Genomic DNA, 25,989 nt, shown 5'->3' with positions numbered 1-25,989 from the left:
CCACGAATTGTACCAATTATCACTAATCTAATTGTTTTTTATTTTTAAATCTCACAAAAGCTTTTTTCTTTCGTGTAATTAGTGGCTGACTTTAATTATTTCTTTTCGTTAAATAAATTCAACTCTTTTATCCAGTTTGTTTTTCTTTCTAAGAGGAAAATGTCTAAAAATAATAACAGAAAAGCGAATCCAATAAACCATTGGAATTGTGATTGAAAATCAGCCATTTGAGTAGCTTCAAATTCTGTTTTCTGAATATTGTTTAGGGCGTTTTTAATGTATTCCAGCACTTCTTTTGTATTCCCGCCGTAAACATAGCCACCTTTAGTCGCTTTTGCAATAGTTTTTAAACCTTCCTGATTTAATTTGGTAATAACAGTTTGTCCGTTTTGATCTTTTTGATAGCTTCTGACTACTCCGTTTTCTTTTAACGGTATTGTACTTCCTTTTTCAGTTCCAACACCAACAGTAATGATTTTCATTCCCATTTTGTTGGCTTCTTCCGCAGCTGCTGAGGCACCTTCAGAGTGATCTTCTCCGTCTGAAATCAAAATTAGTAGTTTGCTGGTTTTGCTTTTTTCGTCAAAATAAGTTGAAGACAATCGAATGGCTTCATCCAGTGAAGTTCCCTGTGAGGAAACCATATCAGGAGTCATGCTTTGCAGAAACATTTTGGCCACACTATAATCCGAAGTAATAGGTAGAACCGGGAAAGCACTTCCGGCATAGGCTACAATTCCAATTCTGTCACTTCCTAAATTGTTGATGATTTGAGAAACCAATTGTTTGCTTTTCTCTAAACGACTTGGTGCGACATCTTCGGCAAGCATACTTTTTGAAACGTCAACGGCAAAAACAATATCGATTCCTTCCCGTTTTACGGTTTCCATTTTGGTTCCGATCTTCGGATTTACTAATCCAATAATCAAACAGGCAAGTGCCAAAAGCAATACCGATAATTTTAATACAGGTTTAAAAACAGAGCGCTCAGGGCTCAGTCTTTTTACCATTTCAAGATCGCCAAATTCGCGTTGCTTTTTCTTCTTCCAATACATATTGAAAAGAAAAATGCACGCCACAATTGGGAGTAAGAATAAAAGGTATAAATATTTTTTTTCGTCTAATTCCATTTTTTAATTCTAGTTCTCAGTCTCAGTCACAGTTTTCAGCTGTAAACTGAAAACTGTGACTGAAACTAAAATATTATATAAAGCTTCTATAAACAGTATTTCTTAAACCTACTTCCAATAATAGTAAAAAGGCTGCTAATAAAACAAATGTTCTGTACTTTTCATCGTAATCATAGAATTTTAATTCTTGTATTTCAGTAGTTTCTAATTTATTGATGGCACTGTATATTTCGGCTAATCGATCGTTACTTGTGGCTCTAAAATAAGTTCCATCCGTTTTACGAGCTATGCTTTTCATTAGTTGTTCGTCGATTTCTACTTTTTGCATTTTAAAAAGGAAACCTCCGTTTGGTGCGTATGCATATGGAGAAGGAGCCATTCCATTAGTTCCAATTCCAATCGTGTATACTTTTATTCCGTATTGTTTTGCAATGTCTGAAGCTGTTTCAGGCTCAATAAAACCAGCGTTGTTCACACCATCGGTCATTAAGATAATTACACGGCTTTTTGCTTTACTGTCTTTTAGACGGTTTACGGCCGTTGCCAACCCCATTCCAATTCCTGTTCCGTCTTGCAGAACCGTGTCGTATTTGATTCCTTTGATCGCTTCTAAGATTATGGCTTTATCACTTGTAACGGGAGTTTTAGTGTATGCTTCTGAGGCATATAAAACCAATCCGATTCTGTCATTAGGTCTTTCTTCAACAAAATCTGCCGCGACTCTTTTTAAAGCTTCCATACGGTTTGGCTTTAAATCTTTGGCAAGCATACTACCCGAAACGTCAATTGCCATAACAATATCGATCCCTTTCGTGGTTTTGGTCTGATTGCTGATGTCAACCGTTCTTGGTCTTGCTAAAGCGATGATTAAAGAGCTTAAGGCAATTATCCTGAAAACATATAAACAAGGTTTTAATTTGGTCAGCAACGATTCGCTGTTTTTGAAACCCTGAGTTGAACTCATCTTTAAAGTCGCCGATTGCTGGTTGCGTTTCCAGAAGAACCAAGCGATCGCAATTGGAATTAACAGAAATAACCAAAAGAATTCCGGATTTAAAAAAGTTATCTTATTCATTAGTTACTCGCTTTTCTAAGTTCGACAGAATTTAATATTCTGGTTGTAATATCATTCGCATAAGTGTCTCCTTCTTCATGTAAAATCAGAATTTGTTGCAATCCCTGATCCTGTTTAAAGAGTAAAAGCTCGTAATATGCTTTTGTACTTGTTTTGTCAACCGGGTTTAGAACGGTCATGGTTCCGTATCCTTTTAGTCCCTGAACCCCTTCGTTGGTTTGAAAATCTTCTTGTTTTACAATGATATTTTGTCCGCCTTGAGCTTCGATAACTTTTAAGGAACCTTCCAATGCTTTGGCCAGATCAAGTTCTACCGGATTTTTAAATTTGCTTGTTGAAACGGTTACATAGAAATTTCCAACCATGCTTCCATAAGTGAAAAGCTGCATCTCTTTGATTAGCGCCATGGTTTCTTTTGGAAGCACTTTTTGAGTATCCATACGTTTTAAAACCTTAGGCGTCTCAATTAAAATACCCGGATTCCCGTACTCACTTTTTACCCATTCTCCCTCTAACAGTTCTTTCGAAGGATGTCCAATTACATTGTCTTTTACATAAGTAAAGCCTTTTGTAACGATAAAAAATGCCGTTGTTGCTATTAATAAAAATAAAACAGATCCTACTGAGATCGCAATACGTTTGTTGCGTTTTTTTAACAGCTGAAGTTTAATTTGCTTTTGTTTTTGTGCTTCGTTTAACAATTGATCTTCTTCCTCTGCCGGAACTTCGGTTGGAATAGCATTATCAAGGGTTAGGATTACTTTTTGAATTTTATTTCGGTCTTCGGTAATTTCAAACTCTAAAGGTTTAGACTTCGCAAATTTTACCAAATCCGCCTGACGCAGCACGCGTTCTAAGTTTTCAACGGTTTCCGGTGTTAAAGTCATTTTCTTTTTTGTAGAAGCGGTTCTGATGGCTTGAATCAATTCAGAAGTGGTGCTTTCCATTGCCGGAATATGAATGGCTTCTTCGATATAGTTTCGGGCGATATCCGTTAATTCACTATAGTATTCTTTAATTTCGCCTTTCTGTACCAGTTCTTTTTGCTCCAGATTGTTCAACAAGCTGGTCGCTTTTTCGATAGGAGTCTTGTAAACTTCCTCTTCTATTTTTTTCTTTTGGTGTTTCTTAACGTACCAATATACAAAAGCTCCAATGGCAAGAATTACAATCAGAATCAAAACATAAATCCACCAGTCACCAATTGAATTGTCAGCAGCTGTAATGTCCTTGATGTCATACATTTTTTGTTGCAGCGTGTCCACTTTTACATTCGCCACTTCAACACGAACAGAATCTGTTAAGTAGGGTTTCTTGTCAATTAAAATTTTAATAGACGGAATGGTATATTTTCCGGAATCAAATTGGGTTAATCCGTATTTTTTAATCAGTTCGTAAGTGTCATTTTTCTTGACAGTGTCGATAGGATAGGATTGAATAACCTCTAACGGACCAATGTTTTTTAGTTTCGGAAAAACAACCTTAGACTTCGAACTTACAACCGTTTTAAGGGTAAGTTTAAATTCGGCGCCAATTTTATTTTTTGTAGTATCAATGCTTGTCTCAACTTGTTTTTGTTGCGCAAAAACAGCTGAGGAAAGTAAAAATAAAAATATGTAAAATTTTAATTTCATTTGGTTTTTGATTTCAGATTTTGGTCTAAAATGAATGCTTAAAAATGGAACACGGATGACACAGATTTAAGCGGATTTTATTTTTGGGATATTTATATTCTTTAAAATCTAATACTCTAACAATCGCAGAAGTCTAACAATCTAGAATTATCATCTTGATTTGAAGTAACCTAATAATTTGGTCACGTAATTTTCGTCGACTCTTGTATTTACGACACCAGCTCCTGATTTACTAAAAATATCCTTGAAATAGTTTACTCTGTCCTGATAATGCTTCTCGTAATTCAGTCGTACTGTTTTTGAGCCGGTATTGACCAATTGAATTTTCCCTGTTTCGGCATCGAGCATACTTACCATTCCTAAATTTGGAATTTTTTCCTCACGGATATCGTAAACACGAACGCCGGTTATGTCATGTTTTTTAGATGCGATTTTTAAAGTCTGCTCGTAATTTTCAGACATAAAATCGGAAATCATAAAAACGATAGCTTTCTTTTTTTGCGTTCCGGATAGGAACTTCAAAGCTTGCGAAATATCGGTTTTATGACTCTTCGGTTCAAATTCAATTAACTCGCGAATGATTCGGAGTACATGAGAACGTCCTTTTTTTGGGGGAATATACAACTCTACATTGTCAGAGAATAATATTAAACCAATTTTATCATTATTTTGTGTAGCCGAAAAAGCCATCGTTGCCGCAATTTCGGTGACGATGTCTTTTTTAAACTGACTTTTTGAACCAAAACTTTCAGATCCCGAAATATCCACCATTAAAACCATGGTTAGTTCACGTTCTTCTTCAAAAACTTTTACGTGGGCTTCATTGTAGCGCGCCGTTACATTCCAATCGATGTTACGAATGTCATCGCCATATTGGTATTGACGTACTTCACTAAAAGTCATCCCTCGTCCCTTAAAGGAAGAGTGGTATTCTCCCGAAAAGATATGATTGCTCAGTCTTTTGGTTTTGATTTCTATTTTCCGTACTTTTTTTAAAAGCTCTTTTGTATCCATTTCTTTAGTTTTCAGTCGCAGTTTTCAGTCGCAGTTTATTTAATAAGGTGTTCACTGTGACTGAAAACTGAAAACTATTTTTAAGGTACCTCAATCTCGTTTACGATTTTGTTGATAATGTCTACAGAAGTAATGTTTTCGGCTTCAGCCTCATAAGTAATACCAACTCTGTGACGTAGAACATCATGTACAACTGCACGAACATCTTCTGGAATTACATATCCACGACGTTTGATGAAAGCGTAACATTTTGCTGCATTAGCTAAATTGATACTTCCACGTGGTGATGCTCCAAAACTGATAAGAGGTTTTAAGTCGGCAAGTTTATACTTCTCCGGATAACGGGTAGCAAAGATGATATCTAAGATATATTTTTCTATTTTTTCGTCCATGTAAACTTCACGTACAGCTTCCTGCGCACGCAGGATTTGCTCTACAGAAACCACAGGATTTACTTTTTCGTAAGATCCTTTTAAGTTTTGACGAATTACAAAACGTTCTTCGTCGATTTTTGGATAGTCAATTACAGTTTTAAGCATAAAACGATCGACTTGGGCTTCCGGAAGTTGGTAAGTTCCTTCCTGCTCCACCGGATTTTGCGTTGCAAGAACTAAAAACGGACGGTCTAGTTTGAAAGTAGTATCACCAATGGTAACTTGTTTTTCCTGCATCGCCTCCAAAAGTGCTGACTGTACTTTTGCCGGAGCACGGTTAATCTCATCGGCAAGGACGAAATTAGCGAAGATTGGTCCTTTTTTAATTGAAAATTCGTTGGCTTTGATATTGTAGATCATCGTTCCAACGACATCGGCAGGCAATAAGTCCGGAGTAAACTGAATACGGCTAAACGAACCCTGAACCGCTTGCGACAAAGTATTTATCGCTAAAGTTTTGGCCAATCCCGGAACACCTTCAAGCAAAATGTGCCCTTGTCCTAAAAGTCCGATTAGTAAACGCTCGACCATATGTTTCTGGCCCACAATAACTTTGTTCATTTCCATTGTAAGAAGGTCTATAAAAGCACTTTCTCTTTCAATTTTCTCATTTATCGCTCTAATGTCTAAAGTCGTTGTATTTTCTTCCATATAAATATTTTTAAAACCTTTTTAAAACGTTGATTTTTATGCCTAACTTTTGAGAGTGCAAATTGAATATTTTTTGAGAAGTAAGATGTTAAAAAATGGTTAAAACTTCGACCAAAGACCTAATTTTAAGGACGAATTGGGAATCTATTTTTATATTTTTAAGAACTTTGGTGATTATGCTTCAGAAAAGCATATTTATTACCAAAAATAACGCAATAAAACCATGAGTAAAACAGCATTATCGCCTATTATTTCGGGCACTATGAATTGGGGTGTATGGGATAAAAACCTAACGCTTAAAGAAATGGAAAACATGATACAGATTTGTATCGAAAACAAAATTACTACTTTTGATCACGCAGATATTTACGGCGCTTATACTACTGAAGCCGATTTTGGAAAAGCATTTCAAACCAGCAAAATTTCGCGAGAAAAATTACAATTAATTACCAAATGCGGTATTCAGATGATTGCTGAAAGTCGTAAAAATACAATCAAACATTACGATTACTCTAAAGAATATATAGTGTGGTCTGTTGAAGAATCATTGAAGAAACTGAAAACAGACTATGTTGACGTTTTTTTGCTGCACAGACCGAGTCCGCTTATGCAGGCCGATGAAATTGCAGAAGCTGTTGAAAGGTTAAAATCGGAAGGTAAAATTATTGATTTCGGACTTTCGAATTTTACAAGTTCACAAACCGAGCTGATTCGTCAGAAAACAGAAGTGAGTTACAATCAGGTGCAATTTTCAGCAACGAATTTTGAGCCTATGGTTGACGGAAGTTTTGATTATATGCAAACACACGGAATCCGTCCGTTGTCATGGAATCCGCTAGGAACAGTTTTTAGAGAAGACACTAAAAAAACACGTCGATTGAAAAAACTGCTGTCAGATTTAGTTAAAAAATATGGTTTTGGTTCTGATACACTTTTATTGGCATGGATTTTAAAACATCCTGCGAAAGTAATTCCGATTGCAGGAACTGTAAATGTTGCCCGAATTCAATCGTTGATGAAAGCAGTAGAATTGGAAATGGATAAAGAAGACTGGTTCGCTATTTGGACAGAAAGTATGGGTGACGATGTTGCTTAATTTTTTTAAGTTTTCAGTCGCAGTTTTGAGTATTCAGGGAAAATGCTAAAAATATTTTGCCACGGATTAACGGATTAGAGATGATTGATTAATCTGTGAAAATCTTTTAATCTGTGGCAAAAAAATAAAAATACACAATGAAAAAAACAGTTTTAATTACTGGTGCCACAAGCGGAATTGGAAAAGCAACCGCACAAATACTGGCTAAAAACAACTTTAAAGTGGTGCTTTGTGGAAGACGTATCGATCGCTTAAACGAACTTGAAAACGAACTTTCGGCATTTACAGAAGTACATTCTCTGTCATTTGATGTTCGGGATAAAAAGGAGGTTCTTGAAAAAATTGAGGCACTTCCTGCGTCCTTTTCGGATATTGATGTTTTGATCAATAATGCCGGGAATGCACACGGTTTAGATCCTATTCAAACGGGAGATTTAGACGATTGGGACGCTATGATCGATATTAATGTAAAAGGACTTTTGTATGTTTCGAAAGCGGTTATTCCGAAAATGACAGCCAAAAAATCAGGGCACATTATAAACATTGGCTCAACAGCTGCAAAAGAAGTTTATCCTAACGGAAATGTATACTGCGGAAGTAAACATGCCGTTGATGCCATCACTGCAGGAATGCGAATTGACTTAAATCCTTTTGGAATCAGAGTTGGAGGGATTCATCCTGGGATGGTAGCAACCGAATTTAGTGAAGTGCGTTTTAAGGGAGATGTCGAAAGAGCTTCGAATGTGTACAAAGGTTTTGATCCGCTTCAGGCAGAAGATATCGCCGATATTATTCACTTTGTAATTTCAAGACCTTACCATGTTAATATTGCCGATTTAGTGGTCATGAGTACGGCGCAGGCGTCATCGACCATTGTTAAAAGAGATTAAATTATTATTTATTTCTATTTTTTATTATTTAAAATATGGCAAATTACAGTTCTTTTGAAGAAATGGTGATTTATAAATTGACAAGGGAACAAAGTAATCAAGTTTGGAATTTAATTTTGACAACAGCTTTAGGTCAGGATTTTAAGTTGAGAGAACAGATTAATGGATCTTCAGGTTCAGTGATGGATAATATTGCGGAAGGTTTTGGTCGAGGGGGTAATAAAGAGTTTATTACTTTTTTAAGCTATTCCAGAGGATCATGTTGTGAAACAAAAGCTCAATTGCAAAGATGTTTTGATAGAAAGTATATTAATGAGATTACATTTTTAGAGTTAAATGCTAATGCACAAATTATAATTGATCAAATTTCTAAATTCATTAATTACTTAAAGGTTTCAGAAAAGAAAGGTTCAAAATACGATTGATTAATAGATTGAAATAATGAATAGTGAGCAATCTGAATAATAAATAATAGAAATAAAAAATAATCAACATTCACATGATCAATAAACGCCTTTTAATAAAAAACCTGCTCGCTCATAACGACGAGAGCAGTTTTTATGATAAAAAAAGGCAATTGAACCTGCATTCCCGTGAAGGAAAAGGGAAGTTCCTGAAACACATTTGTGCTTTGTCGAATTCAAATCCTACGAATAATTCTTATATCGTGGTGGGAGTAGAGGATCACGACAACGAAATTGTAGGTGATGATTTCTTTGATGACAGCCGAATCCAGAATCTTGTTAATGCCTTTTTAGAAAACCCACCTAAAATTCAATACGAAAATGTGCCTTTTCCGAATCTTCCAAAAGATAAAGTAATCGGATTGGTGACTATTAAACCAAAAAGTAAAATCTCCTATTTCAAAAAAGGAATTCATACGATCGTTGCTAATAGTGTTTTTGTGCGTCGGGGGAGTAATTCGGTTCCCGTTGAGGGCGAAATCGAAAAAAACTACCAGAACACAGAAACCGTCATCGGGATCGAAAACAGTTCGAGAAACAGCATTCAGTACACGCTTGACGGTGTAATTGATTTTATGAATTTCAGACATAAAGACATGTCGCCCAAATATCATGTTTTTAAAGAGCTGTTTGTAATTTGCTGGGCTGGGGTTCCAAAAAAATCCAGAGATAAAACCTTCTTATCCCGTGTTGATATTGAGCTGATCAATGAACAGATTAAACTTTTTTATTCTGCTCAGGATGTGGTTACAATTGTTTATGATGAAGATAGTTTTACCATAACGGAGTATGTTCCTTTGGGTTTAAACGACAAGACCAGCTACTATCCGTTAGAAAAGCAAACCATTCATTTTTTTGACAACGGCTATTATAAAATTGATAGCGAAATGCTTTTTCAGCCTCCTGAGTTCAACCGTAAAATGCTGTATCATATTTACAATGCGAATATGGCTTTACTTCAAAAACTTCAACGGGGAATGGTTTTGTCAGAGCGGGAATTGAAAGATCTGGAAAATCTGCCTTCCACTTTCATGATCTGTTATTTGAATGGCTTTGACGATGCCAAACAAAAACTAATTGATGCCAAACTACTTTTAAAACCTTTTGGAAATATTTATCTGTCCTTTAAAGAAGCACTTCGAATCTTGCGTAAGATGAAATACGATTTTCAGGAAGGGGCTAAATAGAGGTTCTAAGTTGCTAAGGTTCTAAGTGAAGTTGCAAAGGTTCAGAGCGACAAAGGCTTTTTTGGCACGTGCAGCTTTGGTTTAAAGCTATAGGTATTTTAAATATTTACTGATTTCATCATAAGGAAACAATAGTTCTTTTGGGCCATCGGCATAAGAAGCGGCTTCATACGAGTTGTAATACAAAAGCAATCCTTCTTTGGTATAAAAAATGTTTTGTGGCAGGTGGAATTTGTCATTTTCAAACATCAGGCCTGTTGCGTTAATATTTGATTTTTCCGGGATTTTATATTTCTTGCGGAATTCTTTTTCGGCGTAAGCCAAAAATTCTTTTTCGTTTTTAAAGATCTGATCGGTAAAAATCGTTTTTCCGGTTTTAGAATGAAATAGTAAGGATCGATACCCTTGATAACCGTGCGCTCCTCCGGTAAAAGTATAGTGGTCAATTTTCAGGTTGATAATCTGATCGGATTCAAATTCAACATTTCCTTTGATTTTTGCTTCCCAACCAAAAGTTTCACCAGGGAATTTTTTATGCATTTCTTCATAAGAGCCGATAAAAGAAGCCGTCAGGGCTTTGTAATCATTGGCTTTTTTCGGATCTTCTTCAAAATAGACGATTTCTTTAATGACCGAAAAAACTTTTTTATTAATGCTGTCAGCTACAATAGGGATGTTTTTTGCAATAGGAATATCAATGGTTATTTTTGGGCAGTCTTTTTCGCAAGGCAATGTAGATTCTTTTTCAAATGTCTCATTTTCAAACGAAAGTTCTTTGCTGCAGCTTATAAGCGTCAAAAGCAAAAAGATTAAAAAAGTATATTGTTTCATGTCAAAAAATGTTAATTATATACAAAGGTAAGAAGTTGTGTCAGGATTAAAATAAATTAAACGGTAAATTTGTACCACAATTATGCATTTTAAATATATAACTATATGAAATTCAATACTAAAGTAATACATGGTGGTCAGCATCATGATCCAGCTACAGGGGCTGTTATGCCTCCCGTGTATCAAACTTCAACTTTTATACAAACCAGTCCGGGAAAACCTTTGGCGGACTATGAGTATAGCAGAGCATCAAATCCAACGCGTTCGGCTTTAGAAAATGCTTTGGCAAGTATTGAGAATGGTACTCGTGGATTGGCTTTTTCATCAGGTTTGGCGGCTACTGATTGTGTTTTAAGATCGTTTAAAGCTGGCGATGAGATTATCGCAATGGATGATTTGTACGGAGGAACCTATAGAATGTTCTCTCGAATCTATAAAGATTCAGGGATTAAGTTTCATTTTGTTGATATGACAGATCTCGAAAAACTGAAATCGTTAATCAATGAAAATACGAAACTGATCTGGGTTGAAACGCCAACTAACCCGTTGATGAAACTAGCAGATATCGAAGAAGTAGCAAAAATTACCAAAGCGAATAATATTCTATTTGCTGTCGATAATACTTTTGCGACACCTTATTTGCAAAAACCACTTGATTTGGGAGCTGATATTGTAATGCACTCTGCAACAAAATACCTGGGAGGACATTCAGATGTCATTGCCGGAGCTTTAATTGTGAAAGATGAGGCTTTAGGTGATCAGTTGCATTTTCAGCAATTTGCTACCGGAGCAACATTAGGACCAATGGATAGTTTTCTGGTTTTAAGAGGGATCAAGACACTTTCGTTGAGAGTACAGAGACATTGTGAAAATGGGGAAAAAGTAGTAGAATATCTGAGTAATCATCCTAAGATTGATACCGTTTATTATCCGGGTTTAAAGAGTCATCCATTTCATGAAATTGCTAAAAAACAAATGAAAGCTTTTGGCGGAATGGTGTCTTTTACATTTAAGTCAGGGAAAAAAGAAGATTCGATTACTTTTTTAGAAAAGCTGAAAGTTTTTACTTTGGCTGAGTCTTTAGGTGGAGTGGAATCTTTGGCGAATCATCCGGCTTTGATGACACATGCTTCAATTCCGGCAGACAAAAGAGCAGAAGTTGGCATTACCGACGACTTAGTTCGATTAAGTGTTGGTATTGAAGATGCCGAAGATTTAATTGCTGATCTGGAACAAGCCTTAGCATAAAAAAGTAAAATCCAAAAAATAAATCCCAAATTCCAATTTTAATATTTTGGAATTTGGGATTTATTTTATGTGGAATTTTAAAGATTATAAGTACTGTATATATCCTACGTTAAACCAAATCTGTGAGTCATTTGATTTGTTTTCTTTGTAAATCTTCTTGTTTGGATTTAAACCGTCAACCCAGTCGGAGTTGAAAACCTGAAAACGGGTTTCAAACATTAAATCATTCATACGGCCTAATTTGTAATGAATACCTAAACCAGCTGTACCTGATAAAACCAAACCATTCTCACTGGAATAGCCAAATTGACGTCCGTCTGAAGGGGTTAGGTATTTTGGAAATGTAGTTTCGGGAGTTCCCAGTTGGCCAAGTTCAGAGCTTACTTCTGTCGTATAGTAACTTACTAAAAAGCCTAAGCTTACATAAGGACTGAAAGTCCCTATAGAAGTTTCGTAGTAATGTATTTTTACTGGAGAAAATTCGAGTTGTGATCCAAAACTAATTACAGTTGATTTTCCGTGCATGGCTTTAAGCTGCTTAACGCCTAATGTTTGAGGTTTTTTCTCAGTCCATTCTCCAAAATGATTCAGTTTTGTATTGTTAAAAGAAAGCTCTGATCTAACTTTAAAATGCTCGGTAAAGAAGCTTTCTCCGTTGCTATTGGATGAGAAATTGATAAAGTGAACCAATCCGACACCAAATCCGGTGTTTCCAAGATTAGTATCCAGGTTATTTCTTTCACCAAAATCAGATTGGAAAGTAACGGGGCCGAATATTATTCCAACTTCGTGTGCCAGTGATTGTGCAGTCGATAATGTTGAGATGCCCAGAAAGGCAAATAACGTGAGTACTATAGGTTTAAGCATGGGGTTTGGGCTTTCAAATCCCGGCAAATATATAAAAACACGAGGAACTAAAAAGGATAAACAGGTGTATTGATGAATATTTATTAAAAATATTAAATTATTAAATATTTCGGTAGTAATTTACTGCAAAACGCAAAACCTAAAATATCTTTTTTCTCTATTAGCTGTATTATAAATAAAAGTTTAAGAGATTCTTAAAAAAATATTCAATAAATACCATTTTCGATTACCTTTGTCTTAAATAACGAAAACGTTTTCTTAAATGTTAATAATCTAATAATCATGTCACAAAGTATTACCGCTTTTATGGATTCGGTTAGTGCAAAAAACCCGAACGAATCAGAGTTTTTACAAGCAGTTTTAGAAGTTGCCGAAACGGTAATTCCTTTTATTGAAGAAAATAAAAAATACCAGAATAAAATGCTTTTAGAGCGTATGGTAGAACCTGAACGTGTTATCTTGTTCAGAGTAAACTGGTTGAACGACAAAGGTGAAATCCAGGTTAATAAAGGATATCGTATCCAGATGAACTCAGCAATCGGACCTTACAAAGGAGGTTTGCGTTTTCATCCTTCTGTTAACTTAAGTATTTTGAAGTTTTTGGCTTTTGAGCAAACTTTTAAAAATAGCTTAACGACATTGCCTATGGGTGGTGGTAAAGGAGGTTCTGATTTTGATCCAAAAGGAAAATCAGATAACGAAATTATGAAATTTTGTCAAAGTTTTATGACGGAACTTTCAAAACATATTGGAGCTGATACAGATGTTCCTGCCGGAGATATCGGAGTAGGAGGTAGAGAAGTAGGATATATGTTTGGTCAGTACAAAAGATTAAGAAATGAGTTTACCGGAGTTTTAACCGGAAAAGGGATTTCTTTTGGAGGATCATTAATTCGTCCTGAAGCTACAGGTTACGGAGCAGTTTACTTTGCTCAAAGTATGTTAGCAACTAAAGGAGATAGCTTTAAAGGAAAAATTGTTGCAGTTTCTGGTTCTGGAAATGTAGCACAATATGCAACCGAAAAAGCAACTCAATTAGGAGCAAAAGTTGTGACATTATCAGATTCTGCCGGATACATTTATGATGCAGATGGAATCGATGCTGAAAAATTAGCTTTTGTAATGGAGTTGAAAAATGAGCTTAGAGGAAGAATCAGCGAGTACGTGGCAAAATATCCAAATGCGAAATACGTAGAAGGAAAACGTCCATGGGAAGTTAAGTGTGATGTAGCATTACCATGTGCAACTCAAAACGAATTAAATGGTGATGAGGCTAAAGCTTTAGTGGCTAACGGATGTATTGCCGTTGCAGAGGGAGCAAACATGCCTTCTACTCCGGAAGCTGTTACTGTTTTTCTTGATGCAAAAATTTTATTTGCTCCTGGAAAAGCTTCTAATGCTGGTGGTGTTGCAACTTCAGGTCTTGAAATGTCGCAAAACTCATTGCGTTTAAGCTGGTCTTCTGAAGAAGTTGACGAAAGATTAAAAGGAATCATGTTAGCAATCCATGCTTCATGTGTAAAATACGGTTCGGATAAATCAGGTTATGTTGACTACGTTAAAGGAGCTAACATTGCAGGATTTGTTAAAGTTGCCGATGCTATGCTTGCACAAGGTGTAGTATAATTTTTTAGTTATAGTTTTTTAGTGCCTCCATTTGTCTTTTATAAAGATAAATCGGAGGCATTTTTTTATTTACAGGAGAACAAAAATCAAATACTTTCGTTTGTAGTATATTTGTCTATCTGAATTTATTAAATAATGAAAAGAAGGTTTTTCTACGTTTTGTTTTTGTTGGTGGTGCAATTTTGTTTCTCTCAGAATAAATTGTCCTGGCAGGGTTATTTTTCATTCAATGAAGTAAAAGATATCTCACAATCCTCAACTACCATTTTTACTGCTTCAGAGAATGCCCTTTTTTCTAAAAACACGGCGTTAAATACAATAAAAACTACCACAACTGTCGATGGGCTATCAGGACAGACGATCTCTTCTTTATACCATAGCGAAGGATTTAAGAAAACAGTAATTGGATATGAAAACGGATTAATGATCGTGGTAAATGATACCGATGGCAGTATATTAAAGGTGATCGATATTATTAATAAACAATTGCCGGCCAATTTAAAGAGAATTAACCATTTTATGGAGCATAACGGAATAGTTTATGTTTCCTGCGATTTTGGAATTGTGCAGTTTAATTTAACCACTCTGCAATTTGGAGATACTTATTTTATCGGAGATAATGGTGCGGAAGTAAAAGTAAGACAAACGGCTTATTTTAATGGATTTTTCTATGCTGCGACTTCAAACGGAATTAAAAAAGCCAGTAGTACTAATGGTAATCTTATCGATTTTAACCAGTGGAGTTTGGTAACCGCGGGTGATTGGACCAGTGTCGAACCATTAGATAGTGAGCTTATTGCTATAAATTCAGGAGGATACATTCATCGGTACAATTCAAATGTATTTGTTAGCTTTTTTCAGCTTCCGCGGCCTTCAACAGACATGCGCGCTGTAAATCATAATTTAGTAGTTACAACATCTAGTACGGTTTATGTTTATACCAATCAAATGGTATTGATGCGCCAAATAGCAAATACGCAGGTTTTGGATAACACCCTGAATTTTACCTGCTCAACCCTTATTGGAGATCAGATTTATATTGGAACAAAAGAAAAAGGTCTATTTTCGTCTACACTTTCAGGAAATTCTGCTTTTCAGGAGAATACACCTTCGGGACCAGTACGAAATAATATTTTTTCTCTGGATGTAAGTCCTAATGTACTTTGGGCTGTGTATGGTGATTATGATATTTATTATAATCCCTATAACTTAGATAGCTACGGCGTGAGTAAATACAATACTTCGAGTTGGCTGAATATTCCTTATTCACAGGTTTTAGATGCGAAATCATTGACTCGGGTTATTATAAATCCAACTAATGAAAAACAGGTCTTTGTAAGTTCTTTTTTTTCCGGATTATTGAAAATTGAAAATGATATTCCGGTCTTTTTATATAATGAAAAAAATAGTGGATTAGAGACGATAACCTACGAAGGGCCAAATTATATTGATGTTCGTGTTAACGGAACCGCTTTTGATAAAACAGGTAATTTGTGGGTGACCAACAGTAGAATTAAGAATGGTTTAAAAGTACTGAAAACTGATGGGAAGTGGCAGAGTTATGCTACAACCTCAATTCTTAAAAATGCAGAAGCAACCAGCTATGCTGGTATTGTAATCGATAAAAACAATACAAAGTGGATTGCAACGAACAATGACGGGTTAATTGCTTTTAATGAAAGTAATAATACCTTTAAAAAGATGACTTTTGGAGCTGATTTGGGAAATCTTCCAATTGCTGATGTCAGAGCGGTGGCACTTGATATAAAGAATCAGCTTTGGATTGGTACCACTAAAGGATTAAGAGTTTTATCTAATGTGGGAGGTTTTCAAACAGAAAGTCAGCTAAAGGCAAACCCGATTATAATTATGGAGGATAATTTGGCTCAGGAATTACTTTACGAGCAGTTTATCACATCGATCGCAGTTGACGGTGCTAATAATAAATGGATTGGTACAGTAGATTCCGGAATATTTATGGTGTCACCAAACGGTCAGGAAACGAAGTATCATTTTACAATAAACAATTCACCTTTACCAAGTAATGTCGTAAACGATGTTAAAATCAACAGTGTAACCGGGGAAGTTTTTATTGCGACTAACAAAGGAATGATATCTTTTAAAGGAATAGCAACGGGAGCAAATGAAGATTTGAGCAATGTATATGTTTATCCAAATCCAGTGCGTCCAACATATGCCGGAACGGTAAAAGTTGCCGGACTTATTGATAAAGCTAATATTAAAATTACAGATATTGAAGGTAATCTGGTTTATGAAGCCACTTCATCAGGCGGAACAATTGAATGGGATACAACCGCTTTTGGAAAATATAAAGTAGCTTCGGGAGTATATATGGTTTTTATTTCGGCTGAGGATGGTAGTGAGACCAAAGTGAAAAAAGTGATGATAATTAGATAATGTGATAATTGTTAAATCTAAGAAGTCTAAGAAAGTCTAATCTCTAAGAAAGTCTAATTTTGTTAATCAAAACCAAAGCAATAGTAATTTCATCGTTAAAATTTCAGGAGAAAAGTTTGATTGTAAAGTGTTTTACTCTTTCAAACGGCCTGAAATCTTATTTTGTGCGTGATGCTTTTTCAAGTCGGAAAGCAAGTCAGAAAATTGCCTATTTTCAGCCTTTGTCTATTCTTGAAATTGAGGCGATGCATAAGAATAAAGGAACTTTGGAGACTTTTAAAGAAATAAAAACAGCAGTGCCTTTTCAGAGTATCCATACCGATCTGGTAAAAAGTACTATGGTTATGTTTTTGTCTGAGATGCTCCATTATTCTATTCAGGAAGAGGAGAAAAACGAATCATTTTTTGTGTTCTTAGAGACAGCACTGACCTGGTTGGATCATCATGATGAAATTTCGAATTTTCATTTGATTCTGCTTTTGGAAGCTACAAAGTATTTTGGTTTTTACCCTGATTTCTCAGAAGCAGAACTCCCTTACTTTGAAATGATCGATGGTGTTTTTACTTTGTTTCACGGAGCAAATACACTGACAGAACACGAAACCAATCTTTTTAAGAAACTGATAGATCTTAAATTCGAAAACGATCAGAAGGTTTTTCACGTAGCTGAAAGACAAGTATTACTGAAGGTTTTAATTGATTATTATGGTTTTCATCTGGAGGGTTTTAAAAGACCAAAATCACTTGATGTTTTGAAAGAGATATTTTCTTAAAACGGAATGCTATTTTTATATATTTGTGCAGGGAATTTTTATTAAAGTTTTGATAAATATTTTTTAGTATGTCAATTCGATAATGAAATTTTCAGCCTAATTATTAATTTTTTTAAAAGAAAAAAAGCATGAAGAAAATGACTTTTTCTATTATTTTACTTTTTCTGGTTAGCCTTTCGGTTACAGCTCAAAGAAAATATGATGAAATCATCACTACAGAGAACAGTGTAAAAGACATGGTTCAAAACGAAATAACAGGAATTGTTGTTTTTAAAGAAGGAGGAACTGTAAAAGGTTTAGATCCTGAGACAAAAAAAATTGTTTGGACTTTAACAAAAGATGATTTTGGATCAACCTCTGCAGGTGATATTTTGACTGATCCTGATTTTGGGAAACTTTTTAAAGAAAAAAGTGATTTGTCAAGTGTTGCCGGAAGTCCTTATGTAGAGGCCTATATCAACAGTAAATATATTATTATTAATACTGATACAGGTAAAGTGGTTTATAATTCATCTAAAGAATCTTTCTGGGTAATGCAGTCAGATTTTATTCCTGAAACAGATGAGTATTTGCTTACTATGAAAAAAGACGGAGATATGGCAATTGCCTTATTAGATATGAAAACAGGAGAGTTAAAATGGAACACTACTGTAGATAAAGCAAAATCATTGTTTAGTTTTTCACTATCAGTAAAAGAATCTGCATTTACAAATAAAGCTACGGTACATGGATCAGTAATTTATTATTTATTGTACGGGAAATTATATTCATTCGACAGAAATTCAGGAAAATTAAACTGGAAAGCTGAAGAAGAGTACTCAAGATTCTTTTTGACTCAGAATGATAAAAATATTGTAGTAGTGAACAGTAAAGGTTTGTTTGCGGCCAAAGAATATTTAAATGTTTTGAATACAGAAAACGGAAAAAGTATCTGGAAAGAATCTATTAAAACAAAACGTGTTGTTTATTTAGAAGATTGGGGTACAAAATTATTAATTGCTCATTATGGCGGATTTAACTTTTTTGACCTAAATACAGGCGAAAAAGTTTGGAAAAAAGATGCTCGCGGAGATGGATTAAAAAGAGTAATTCCTATCGACGAGGATTTCTTATATGTTGCAGAAAATGAAATGATGCTGATCAATAAAGACGGAGAAAAACTTTGGAAAAAATTCATCGAAATTTCAGATGACAAAGAAGATCCAATTTACTACTTAGGAAAAGTAGGCGAAAAAGTAATGTACCTTACCGGAACTTACGGAAATATGGTTGATTATAAAACTGGAATTAAACTTTGGAAGCGTAACATCGGTTTTGATAAAGGTCGTCCGGTTTTACCAACTTATGACGAAGCTACAAATTCGTATTTGGTATATAATGATGAGAAATTATACAAATTCGATCCAAGTATTAAGGACAAACCAGAGCCTTTTGCTAAAGTAAATATCAAAAAGGAAAAAGAATTAAACAGTATCGAATTATTTCCTTGGGGTGTAGTGCTTTCAGGGCCAGTTGAGGTAATGGGAGTTAATATGGATGGAACAATAAAATATCACCTTACTTATACACAACCTGGTGAAGGAACCAGACGTTTACTTAAAAGTGCTGCAATTGCTGGAAGTATTGGTTTAGGAGTTGGATCAGCAGTAAGTGCTGCACAAGGTGCTGAGTTAACAATGACTTATCGTGATTCCAGCGGAAATATGAGGTCTACTGTTATTAAAGAAGAGGATAAATCAAAAAAGAACCAGGCTAAGAATATGGCTATGGCTTCAGCAGCTCTTGGTATTGTAGCTGCTAAATTTAATTCTCGTTTTAATGCGATGAAACAAAACAGAGACTACTCTTATATTTTTGCAAAAGCAGATAGTGGAGAAAAAGTTTTAGTGAAAGTTAGTAAAGCTGAAGGGACTGAAGTGGATAAAATTATCTTCAATAACACAAAACCTATTTATGAGGTAGATCCTGCGACGCAAAACATTTTTTATGTGTCTGACAAATCTATTCAAATTTTCAATAAAAAATAAACCAAATAAAAACCTAAAGCCATCAGAATTTATTTCTGGTGGCTTTTTTTTTGCCTATGAAAAAAACATTACTCTTAATTGCTTTGCTTGTAATTGGTTCAATTCAGGCACAAGAAAAGATAAGCTCAAAAAAGAAGAAATTTTTTATACCAGTAATTAAATATTCTTCATTCCCTATTCTTGATAATGCCTTAACACAAACCACGTTTTATCAAATGGATAAAGAATTGGTGCAGGAAGAGCTTATCTTAAAGAAAAAATATTTTGATATAGAAGGTTTTATAAAGGATCCTGCAAATGGTAAGTTGAAAATTTATTTAACCATTGCACTTCCTAAGTACAATGCGACAAAAGTCGATAGCACATTTGATAAGAAAAAGAATAGCTGGCAATTTATGGTCTATTCTAATTATAGTGTGAAAATAAAAGTAGAAGCTAAATGTGGAGATAAACTTTTATTATCTGAAGATTTTAATAATACAGAATCGTATGTAATTGGAGGTTCTTATCAAAAAGAAAATGTAAAAGCCGCGATAGCTTTAAGTAATCAAAGAGTTGAACAAGCAGAAAAAGATAATGATTACACTGCAGAAGAATTGGGTATGGATAGAGTAATTTATCAATCTGTAGAAAAGATCCAGAATTATCTTAATTATAAATTTGCTTATACAATTGATGAATCCAAAGAAAAGTTTGAATTCGTAACTTCAAAAGGGCATTCAGAATACAAACAGATGCTGGATTTTGAGAATGAAATTACGGCTCAAATAGAAAAAATAACACTTGAAAAGGGGTTAGACGAGAAATTACTGGCGCCGCATTTACAATATTTAGAAAGTTTATTGGTCAAATATCCGCCTTCACCTGCAAACGAAAATATCCGGTTTATTGTAACAAACAATTTAGCCGAAACGTATTTTTTACTGGAAAATAAAGAAAAAGCGTTGCAGTATGCAAATTTACTGATCGAAAATGACAAGCAGGATTCACGGGGCTCGGCTATTGTTAAAAGAGTAAATAGTGCCAATTTTGTTGACAAAAAAGTCAGAAGCCATACAACACGTTTTGCCGATCTTAAAAAATTAGGATTGAAAATCGCTGAAGAAAAAGAAGAAAAAAGATTAGCTTTCTTTGAGAAAATAGAGCAGCAGGATGCAGAGTGGGAAATCGAAAAATCGAATCGTGAGGCCAAACTAGAAAAAGCTAAAATGCAAAGATCTAATTTGCTTGATTCTATACCTTATCAGCTCAATGCTAATTTGCTGGCCAAAGTAATTGATAATTTAGGAGGAAGTCAGGCTTTAAAAAAAATCGAAAAAGCACATTTGTATTCTAAGCTTTCTATAGAGGGTAATAAAGTATCTCAAACAGAAGAAAGATGGGCGACTAACTTGAATTATCTTTTAAGAAAAAAAATGCCTGAAAGTTATTATGAGATTGTTAATGGAACCGAAGCCTGGAGTCATGATGATCGCGAAAGTGGCGTAAATGCAAAATGGGCAAAACTCACCGCATACGATTACAGTAATTTATCTAAAAATTTAGATCCGGTAAATTTTTTAACCGATTTAAGACTTGATTTATGGAATAATTTTGAAGTTTTGCAAGATGAAATGTATGAAGGAAGAGTATGTTATCATTTGAATTATTTTGAAAAAACATTAAGTTCAGGAAATAGAACAATTCCTAAAACAGATTATCATGTTTTTATTGATAAAGAGAATTTTAATATCGTTTCTACCGAAAAAACAGAATTCGATAACGGTAACAAAAGTTTTTTCGAACGAAAACTTTTTGGCGATTACCGCCCCGTTGCAACATTAAATTCCGGAAAAATTCCACATAAGATTAATTATGAAATCGAAGATTTTAACGGAGAAACCCTTTATCAGGAAATACGCGAAAAAGTAGAGGTTAATCCCGTTTTTGGAAATCGAATTTTTATGAAAGAAGTGTATTTCGGAGGCTTTAAATAGTCTATGTTGTCTTTTTGAAAAAGAATAATCAGAATTGATTAGTTTTTGGTTTATAGACTCGGTTTTCTGAGTTGGATGCCGGAAATTAATCAATTCTTTTGTTTTAGGGCGTATTATCTCAACAAAAGTTTGTGAAATTTAAAGAAATTGATGGTCAATAATCCAAAATTCCTTACTTTCGCACCTCGTTTAAGAAAAGGATAAAATGAGCACAAAATTTACTGAATACAAAGGACTTGACTTGCCAACAGTAGCATCAGAAGTACTTGATTTTTGGAAGAAAGAAAATATATTTGAAAAGAGTGTAAGTACCCGTGAAGGTGCTGAGCCTTATGTGTTTTTTGAAGGTCCGCCTTCAGCTAACGGATTGCCGGGTATTCACCACGTGATGGCGCGTGCGATTAAAGATATTTTTTGTCGTTATAAAACTCAAAAAGGTTTTCAGGTAAAAAGAAAAGCGGGTTGGGATACTCACGGATTACCTGTAGAATTAGGGACCGAAAAAGAACTTGGAATTACAAAAGAAGATATTGGTAAAACAATTTCTATCGAAGAATATAACGAAGCGTGTAAAAAAACCGTAATGCGTTATACCGATGTATGGAATGATTTGACCGAAAAAATGGGATATTGGGTAGATATGGAAGATCCGTATGTAACTTACAAACCTAAATATATGGAATCTGTATGGTGGCTTTTGAAACAAATCTATGATAAAGGTTTGTTGTACAAAGGATACACGATTCAGCCTTATTCACCTAAAGCCGGAACAGGATTGTCTTCTCACGAAGTAAATCAGCCCGGAGCGTATCGTGATGTTACGGATACTACGATCGTAGCACAATTTAAAACTTTGCCGGAAACTTTGCCAGCCTTTTTACAAGGTTTTGGAGATGTTCATATTTTGGCCTGGACGACAACTCCATGGACATTACCGTCGAATACAGCTTTGACAGTTGGGCCAAAAATAGATTATGTTTTAGTGAAAACCTTCAATCAGTATACTTTTGAACCGATTAATGTAGTTCTGGCTAAAAATTTGGTCGGAAAACAGTTCGGAAAAGGATTTTTTGTGAGCGAAGACGATGTTGATTTTGATAAAGTGAAAAATGGAGACAAACAGCTTCCGTATAAAATTTTAGCAGAGGCAAAAGGTGCCGATTTGGCTGAAATCCGTTATGAGCAATTATTGCCATACGTATTGCCTTATCAGAATTCTGAGAATGCGTTCAGGGTAATCACAGGAGATTTTGTTACTACAGAGGATGGAACAGGGGTAGTACATACCGCTCCTACTTTTGGTGCTGATGATGCTAAAGTTGCAAAAGAAGCAAAACCGGAAGTGCCACCAATGTTAGTTTTAGACGAAAATGGGACAGCAGTTCCTTTAGTTGATTTACAGGGAAGATTTACTTCACATGTAGGTGATTTGGCCGGTAAATATGTAAAGAATGAATATTATGATGCGGGTCAGGCGCCAGAGCGTTCTGTAGATGTTGAGATTGCTATTCGATTAAAAGAAGAAAATAAAGCCTTTAAAGTTGAAAAATACGTACATAGTTATCCACACAGTTGGAGAACTGATGAGCCGTTATTATATTATCCACTAGATTCATGGTTCATTAAAGTAACCGATGTTAAAGATAGAATGTTCGACCTGAACGAAACTATCAATTGGAAGCCTAAGTCTACTGGTGAAGGACGTTTTGGAAACTGGCTGAAAAATGCTAACGACTGGAATTTATCTCGTTCTAGATATTGGGGGATTCCGTTGCCAATTTGGAGAACTGAAGACAAAAAAGAAGAAGTTCTTATTGGTTCTGTTGAAGAATTGTACAATGCGATCGAAAAATCTATCGAAGCAGGTTTTCAAAAAGAAAATCCATTCAGAGGTTTTGAAATCGGAAATATGTCTGAATCAAACTATGATTTAGTCGACCTACATAAAAATGTAGTGGACGAAATCACGTTGGTTTCAGCTTCAGGCCAGCCAATGAAACGCGAAAGTGATTTAATTGATGTTTGGTTTGATTCAGGAGCAATGCCTTATGCACAATGGCATTATCCTTTTGAAAATAAAGATAAAATTGACGAGAATAAAGATTTCCCTGCAAATTTCATTGCAGAAGGTGTCGATCAGACTCGTGGATGGTTTTATACGCTGCACGCAATCGGAACTTTGGTTTTTGATAAAATTGCGTACAAGAATGTAGTTTCGAATGGTTTGGTTCTGGATAAAAACGGACAAAAGATGTCGAAACGTTTAGGAAATGCGACAGATCCTTTTGAAACAATTAAGGAATACGGTCCTGATGCCACACGCTGGTACATGATCTCTAACGCAAATCCTTGGGATAACTTAAAATTTGATATTGAAGGGATTGCTGAGGTTCGTCGTAAATTCTTCGGAACCCTGTATAATACCTATTCCTTCTTTTCGTTATATGCAAATATCGATGGATTTAAATATGCTGAGGCAGAAATTCCATTAAACGAAAGGCCGGAAATTGACCAATGGATCGTGTCTGAATTGCATACATTAATAAAATTTGTTGATGAATGTTATGAAGATTATGAGCCTACTAAGGCAGCTAGAGCTATTTCTGACTTCGTTCAGGAAAATCTAAGTAACTGGTACGTTCGTTTGTGTCGTCGTCGTTTCTGGAAAGGGGAGTACGCTCATGATAAAATTGCAGCGTATCAAACACTTTATACTTGTTTATTAACGATAAGTAAATTAAGTGCGCCGATCGCTCCTTTTTTCATGGATAAATTATACCGCGACTTAACAGGTTCTACGCAAACCGAGCAATATAGCAGTGTTCACTTGGCAGAGTTTCCAAAATTTGTCGAAAACTTTGTTAATAAAACGTTAGAAAGTAAAATGCAGAAGGCGCAAACCATCTCGTCTTTGGTTTTATCACTTCGTAAAAAGGAAATGATTAAAGTGCGTCAGCCTTTGCAAAAGGTAATGATTCCGGTACTTGACGATAATCAGAGAGCTAAAATTGAAGCTATTTCTGAACTTGTAAAAGCGGAAGTTAACGTGAAAGAAATTGTACTCTTAGACGATGATTCGGGTATTTTGGTGAAGCAGATTAAGCCTAATTTTAAAGCCTTAGGGCCGCGATTCGGGAAAGATATGGGTCTGATTTCCAAAGAGATACAGTCTTTTTCGGCAGATCAAATCAGTCAATTAGACAAGCAGGGCGCATTGGATATTGTTATTGCAGGAAATACTGTAACTTTATCATTAGAAGATGTAGAAATAACCTCTCAGGATATTGAAGGTTGGTTGGTTGCAAATTCAAACGGAATTACGGTTGCGCTTGATATTACAATATCTGACGAATTGAAAAACGAGGGAATCGCAAGAGAATTGGTAAACAGAATTCAAAACATCCGTAAGGATTCAGGATTTGAAGTTACCGATAAGATTAAAGTTCAAATAAAAAGAAGCGGCCTTTTAGAAGAGGCAATTCTAAAAAATGAAGACTATATTAAGTCTGAGACATTAACTGATGATTTGGTTTTTGTAGACGCTTTGGAAAACGGCACAGAAATTGAATTTGATGATATTAAAACAGTGATATTAATTTCAAAATAAGTATAATATGATAGATGAAATTACAAGATACTCTGATGCTGATTTAGCAGAGTTCAAAGAAATAATTCAAATTAAAATACAAAAAGCACAAGCCGATCTGGATTTAATTAAAAGTGCTTACATGAATGATTTGAATAACGGTACAGATGATACTTCTCCAACTTTTAAAGCATTTGAAGAAGGAAGCGAAACAATGTCTAAAGAGGCAAACTCACAGTTGGCTATCAGACAGGAAAAGTTTATTCGCGATCTAAAAAACGCACTATTCCGTGTTGAAAATAAAACCTATGGTATTTGTAAAGTAACAGGTAAATTAATTAGCAAAGAAAGGCTTAAAATCGTTCCTCATGCTACAATGAGTATCGAAGCTAAAAACTTGCAGAGATAAAATCCAGGGTTTTTGTACTCTATAAAATAAAACGCTCCTTTTAGGGGCGTTTTTTTTGTTTAATGTTTGAGCAGCTTTGTCGAAGTAAAGATAATTCCTTAAAGAGAGAATTTTACTACATATAAATAAAGATGTAGTAAAATTGGGTTGTTTGTTTTTGTAAGAATTTAAAAAACAGGAGTTTTTACGTAGGAAAGAAGTAATATCAATTAGAACTGTCTTCTTTGCAGACAGTTCTAATTAATAAAATAAGCTTGAGTTTAAGCTAAGTTTTTTTCTAATTCTAATTTGTGTTTTCTTAAAACGGCTCTTGTCATTCCTAAATTTGCTTTAGTCGAATCTGCGGCAAGATAGATCATGAACTTTTTGTTGGGAGAAATGTCGATGATGTGAATTTGATTGGAAAGAGTAATCAAAATGTCTTCGATTTCCTGGTTTAAATTTAAAGCTTTTACTGCACTTAATTTTGCTTTCACAACTTCGAGATTGTAAGCTGCTGCAAGTTCAGGGTCAAATGCCGGATCTGTTGTCAGGTTTCCAAAGCTTAATCCTGATTCGATTTCTGTTACAGCTACTGCAATAAAGCCGTTTACGTTAGTTTTCATTTCATTCAAAAAAACGTTTAAAAAGTCATTACTCATAGTTTTTCGGGG

20 protein-coding genes are annotated in these 25,989 nt (G+C 34.9%); 12 read left to right on the top strand and 8 right to left on the bottom strand.

Annotation, left to right across the window (positions count from 1 at the left end; genetic code table 11):
- Positions 1–95: 95 nt before the first annotated feature.
- From FLA105534_RS05620 to FLA105534_RS05600, 5 genes are all read right to left on the bottom strand, one after another.
- A complete protein-coding gene (locus FLA105534_RS05620) occupies positions 96–1,130 on the bottom strand; it encodes a VWA domain-containing protein (protein WP_173965056.1) in 1,035 nt (344 codons plus the stop codon).
- 73 nt (positions 1,131–1,203) lie between these two features.
- Positions 1,204–2,205: a vWA domain-containing protein gene (locus FLA105534_RS05615; protein WP_173965055.1), complete on the bottom strand. Its 1,002-nt coding sequence runs from the start codon at positions 2,203–2,205 to the stop codon at positions 1,204–1,206.
- Complete coding sequence (locus FLA105534_RS05610) at positions 2,205–3,839, bottom strand: EGFR-like transmembrane domain-containing protein (protein WP_173965054.1); 1,635 nt, start codon at positions 3,837–3,839, stop codon at positions 2,205–2,207. Before FLA105534_RS05610 ends, FLA105534_RS05615 begins: the two co-directional genes overlap by 1 nt.
- Positions 3,840–3,989: 150 nt before the next feature.
- The gene (locus tag FLA105534_RS05605) at positions 3,990–4,853 is read right to left on the bottom strand and encodes a DUF58 domain-containing protein (protein WP_173965053.1); all 864 of its coding nucleotides are present in this window, start codon (positions 4,851–4,853) and stop codon (positions 3,990–3,992) included.
- Between the two features lie 80 nt (positions 4,854–4,933).
- On the bottom strand, positions 4,934–5,938 hold the full coding sequence (locus tag FLA105534_RS05600; RefSeq protein ID WP_007807095.1) for an AAA family ATPase: 1,005 nt from the start codon (positions 5,936–5,938) through the stop codon (positions 4,934–4,936).
- A 223-nt stretch (positions 5,939–6,161) separates the two neighbouring features.
- On the opposite strand from FLA105534_RS05600, the gene FLA105534_RS05595 reads away from it, so the two are divergent.
- The 4 genes from FLA105534_RS05595 (at position 6,162) to FLA105534_RS05580 (ending at position 9,575) form a co-directional block, all read left to right on the top strand.
- The gene (locus FLA105534_RS05595; RefSeq protein ID WP_173965052.1) at positions 6,162–7,034 is read left to right on the top strand and encodes an aldo/keto reductase; all 873 of its coding nucleotides are present in this window, start codon (positions 6,162–6,164) and stop codon (positions 7,032–7,034) included.
- A 137-nt stretch (positions 7,035–7,171) separates the two neighbouring features.
- Positions 7,172–7,924: an SDR family NAD(P)-dependent oxidoreductase gene (locus FLA105534_RS05590; RefSeq protein ID WP_173965051.1), complete on the top strand. Its 753-nt coding sequence runs from the start codon at positions 7,172–7,174 to the stop codon at positions 7,922–7,924.
- A gap of 35 nt (positions 7,925–7,959) precedes the next feature.
- On the top strand, positions 7,960–8,349 hold the full coding sequence (locus FLA105534_RS05585; protein ID WP_173965050.1) for a four helix bundle protein: 390 nt from the start codon (positions 7,960–7,962) through the stop codon (positions 8,347–8,349).
- A 74-nt stretch (positions 8,350–8,423) separates the two neighbouring features.
- On the top strand, positions 8,424–9,575 hold the full coding sequence (locus tag FLA105534_RS05580) for an ATP-binding protein (RefSeq protein WP_173965049.1): 1,152 nt from the start codon (positions 8,424–8,426) through the stop codon (positions 9,573–9,575).
- Positions 9,576–9,662: 87 nt separating this feature from the next.
- On the opposite strand, the gene FLA105534_RS05575 is transcribed toward FLA105534_RS05580, so the two are convergent.
- Positions 9,663–10,406, bottom strand: coding sequence for a DUF3298 and DUF4163 domain-containing protein (locus FLA105534_RS05575; protein WP_173965048.1), 744 nt, complete (start codon positions 10,404–10,406; stop codon positions 9,663–9,665).
- 105 nt (positions 10,407–10,511) lie between these two features.
- On the opposite strand from FLA105534_RS05575, the gene FLA105534_RS05570 reads away from it, so the two are divergent.
- Positions 10,512–11,654 (top strand): cystathionine gamma-synthase, encoded by a 1,143-nt coding sequence (locus tag FLA105534_RS05570; protein WP_173965047.1) that lies wholly within the window; start codon positions 10,512–10,514, stop codon positions 11,652–11,654.
- An 84-nt stretch (positions 11,655–11,738) separates the two neighbouring features.
- Here FLA105534_RS05570 and FLA105534_RS05565 read toward each other — a convergent pair whose 3' ends face one another.
- Positions 11,739–12,521: a THC0290_0291 family protein gene (locus tag FLA105534_RS05565; RefSeq protein WP_173965046.1), complete on the bottom strand. Its 783-nt coding sequence runs from the start codon at positions 12,519–12,521 to the stop codon at positions 11,739–11,741.
- Between the two features lie 282 nt (positions 12,522–12,803).
- Between FLA105534_RS05565 and gdhA the strand changes: the two genes are divergently transcribed.
- The 7 genes from gdhA to FLA105534_RS05530 all read left to right on the top strand — a co-directional run bounded on the left by gdhA (position 12,804) and on the right by FLA105534_RS05530 (position 25,336).
- Positions 12,804–14,147 (top strand): NADP-specific glutamate dehydrogenase, encoded by a 1,344-nt coding sequence (gene gdhA / locus FLA105534_RS05560; RefSeq protein ID WP_173965045.1) that lies wholly within the window; start codon positions 12,804–12,806, stop codon positions 14,145–14,147.
- A 135-nt stretch (positions 14,148–14,282) separates the two neighbouring features.
- Positions 14,283–16,565, top strand: coding sequence for a type IX secretion system anionic LPS delivery protein PorZ (gene porZ / locus FLA105534_RS05555; RefSeq protein ID WP_173965044.1), 2,283 nt, complete (start codon positions 14,283–14,285; stop codon positions 16,563–16,565).
- A gap of 59 nt (positions 16,566–16,624) precedes the next feature.
- Positions 16,625–17,338 carry a DNA repair protein RecO gene (gene recO / locus FLA105534_RS05550; protein WP_173965043.1) on the top strand — a complete coding sequence of 238 codons (714 nt, stop codon included), beginning with the start codon at positions 16,625–16,627 and terminating at the stop codon, positions 17,336–17,338.
- A gap of 128 nt (positions 17,339–17,466) precedes the next feature.
- On the top strand, positions 17,467–19,365 hold the full coding sequence (locus FLA105534_RS05545) for an outer membrane protein assembly factor BamB family protein (protein WP_173965042.1): 1,899 nt from the start codon (positions 17,467–17,469) through the stop codon (positions 19,363–19,365).
- Between the two features lie 56 nt (positions 19,366–19,421).
- Positions 19,422–21,341, top strand: a complete 1,920-nt coding sequence (locus FLA105534_RS05540; RefSeq protein WP_173965041.1) for a hypothetical protein — start codon at positions 19,422–19,424, stop codon at positions 21,339–21,341.
- 205 nt (positions 21,342–21,546) lie between these two features.
- A complete protein-coding gene (gene ileS / locus FLA105534_RS05535; protein WP_173965040.1) occupies positions 21,547–24,948 on the top strand; it encodes an isoleucine--tRNA ligase in 3,402 nt (1,133 codons plus the stop codon).
- Between the two features lie 7 nt (positions 24,949–24,955).
- Complete coding sequence (locus FLA105534_RS05530) at positions 24,956–25,336, top strand: TraR/DksA family transcriptional regulator (protein WP_173965039.1); 381 nt, start codon at positions 24,956–24,958, stop codon at positions 25,334–25,336.
- A 260-nt stretch (positions 25,337–25,596) separates the two neighbouring features.
- On the opposite strand, the gene FLA105534_RS05525 is transcribed toward FLA105534_RS05530, so the two are convergent.
- A complete protein-coding gene (locus tag FLA105534_RS05525; protein ID WP_017497678.1) occupies positions 25,597–25,977 on the bottom strand; it encodes a hypothetical protein in 381 nt (126 codons plus the stop codon).
- Between the last annotated feature and the right edge of the window lie 12 nt (positions 25,978–25,989).

This window comes from Flavobacterium collinsii (assembly GCF_902804485.1).
Classification (GTDB): domain Bacteria; phylum Bacteroidota; class Bacteroidia; order Flavobacteriales; family Flavobacteriaceae; genus Flavobacterium; species Flavobacterium collinsii.
This window is presented reverse-complemented; position numbering and strand designations above follow the sequence as displayed.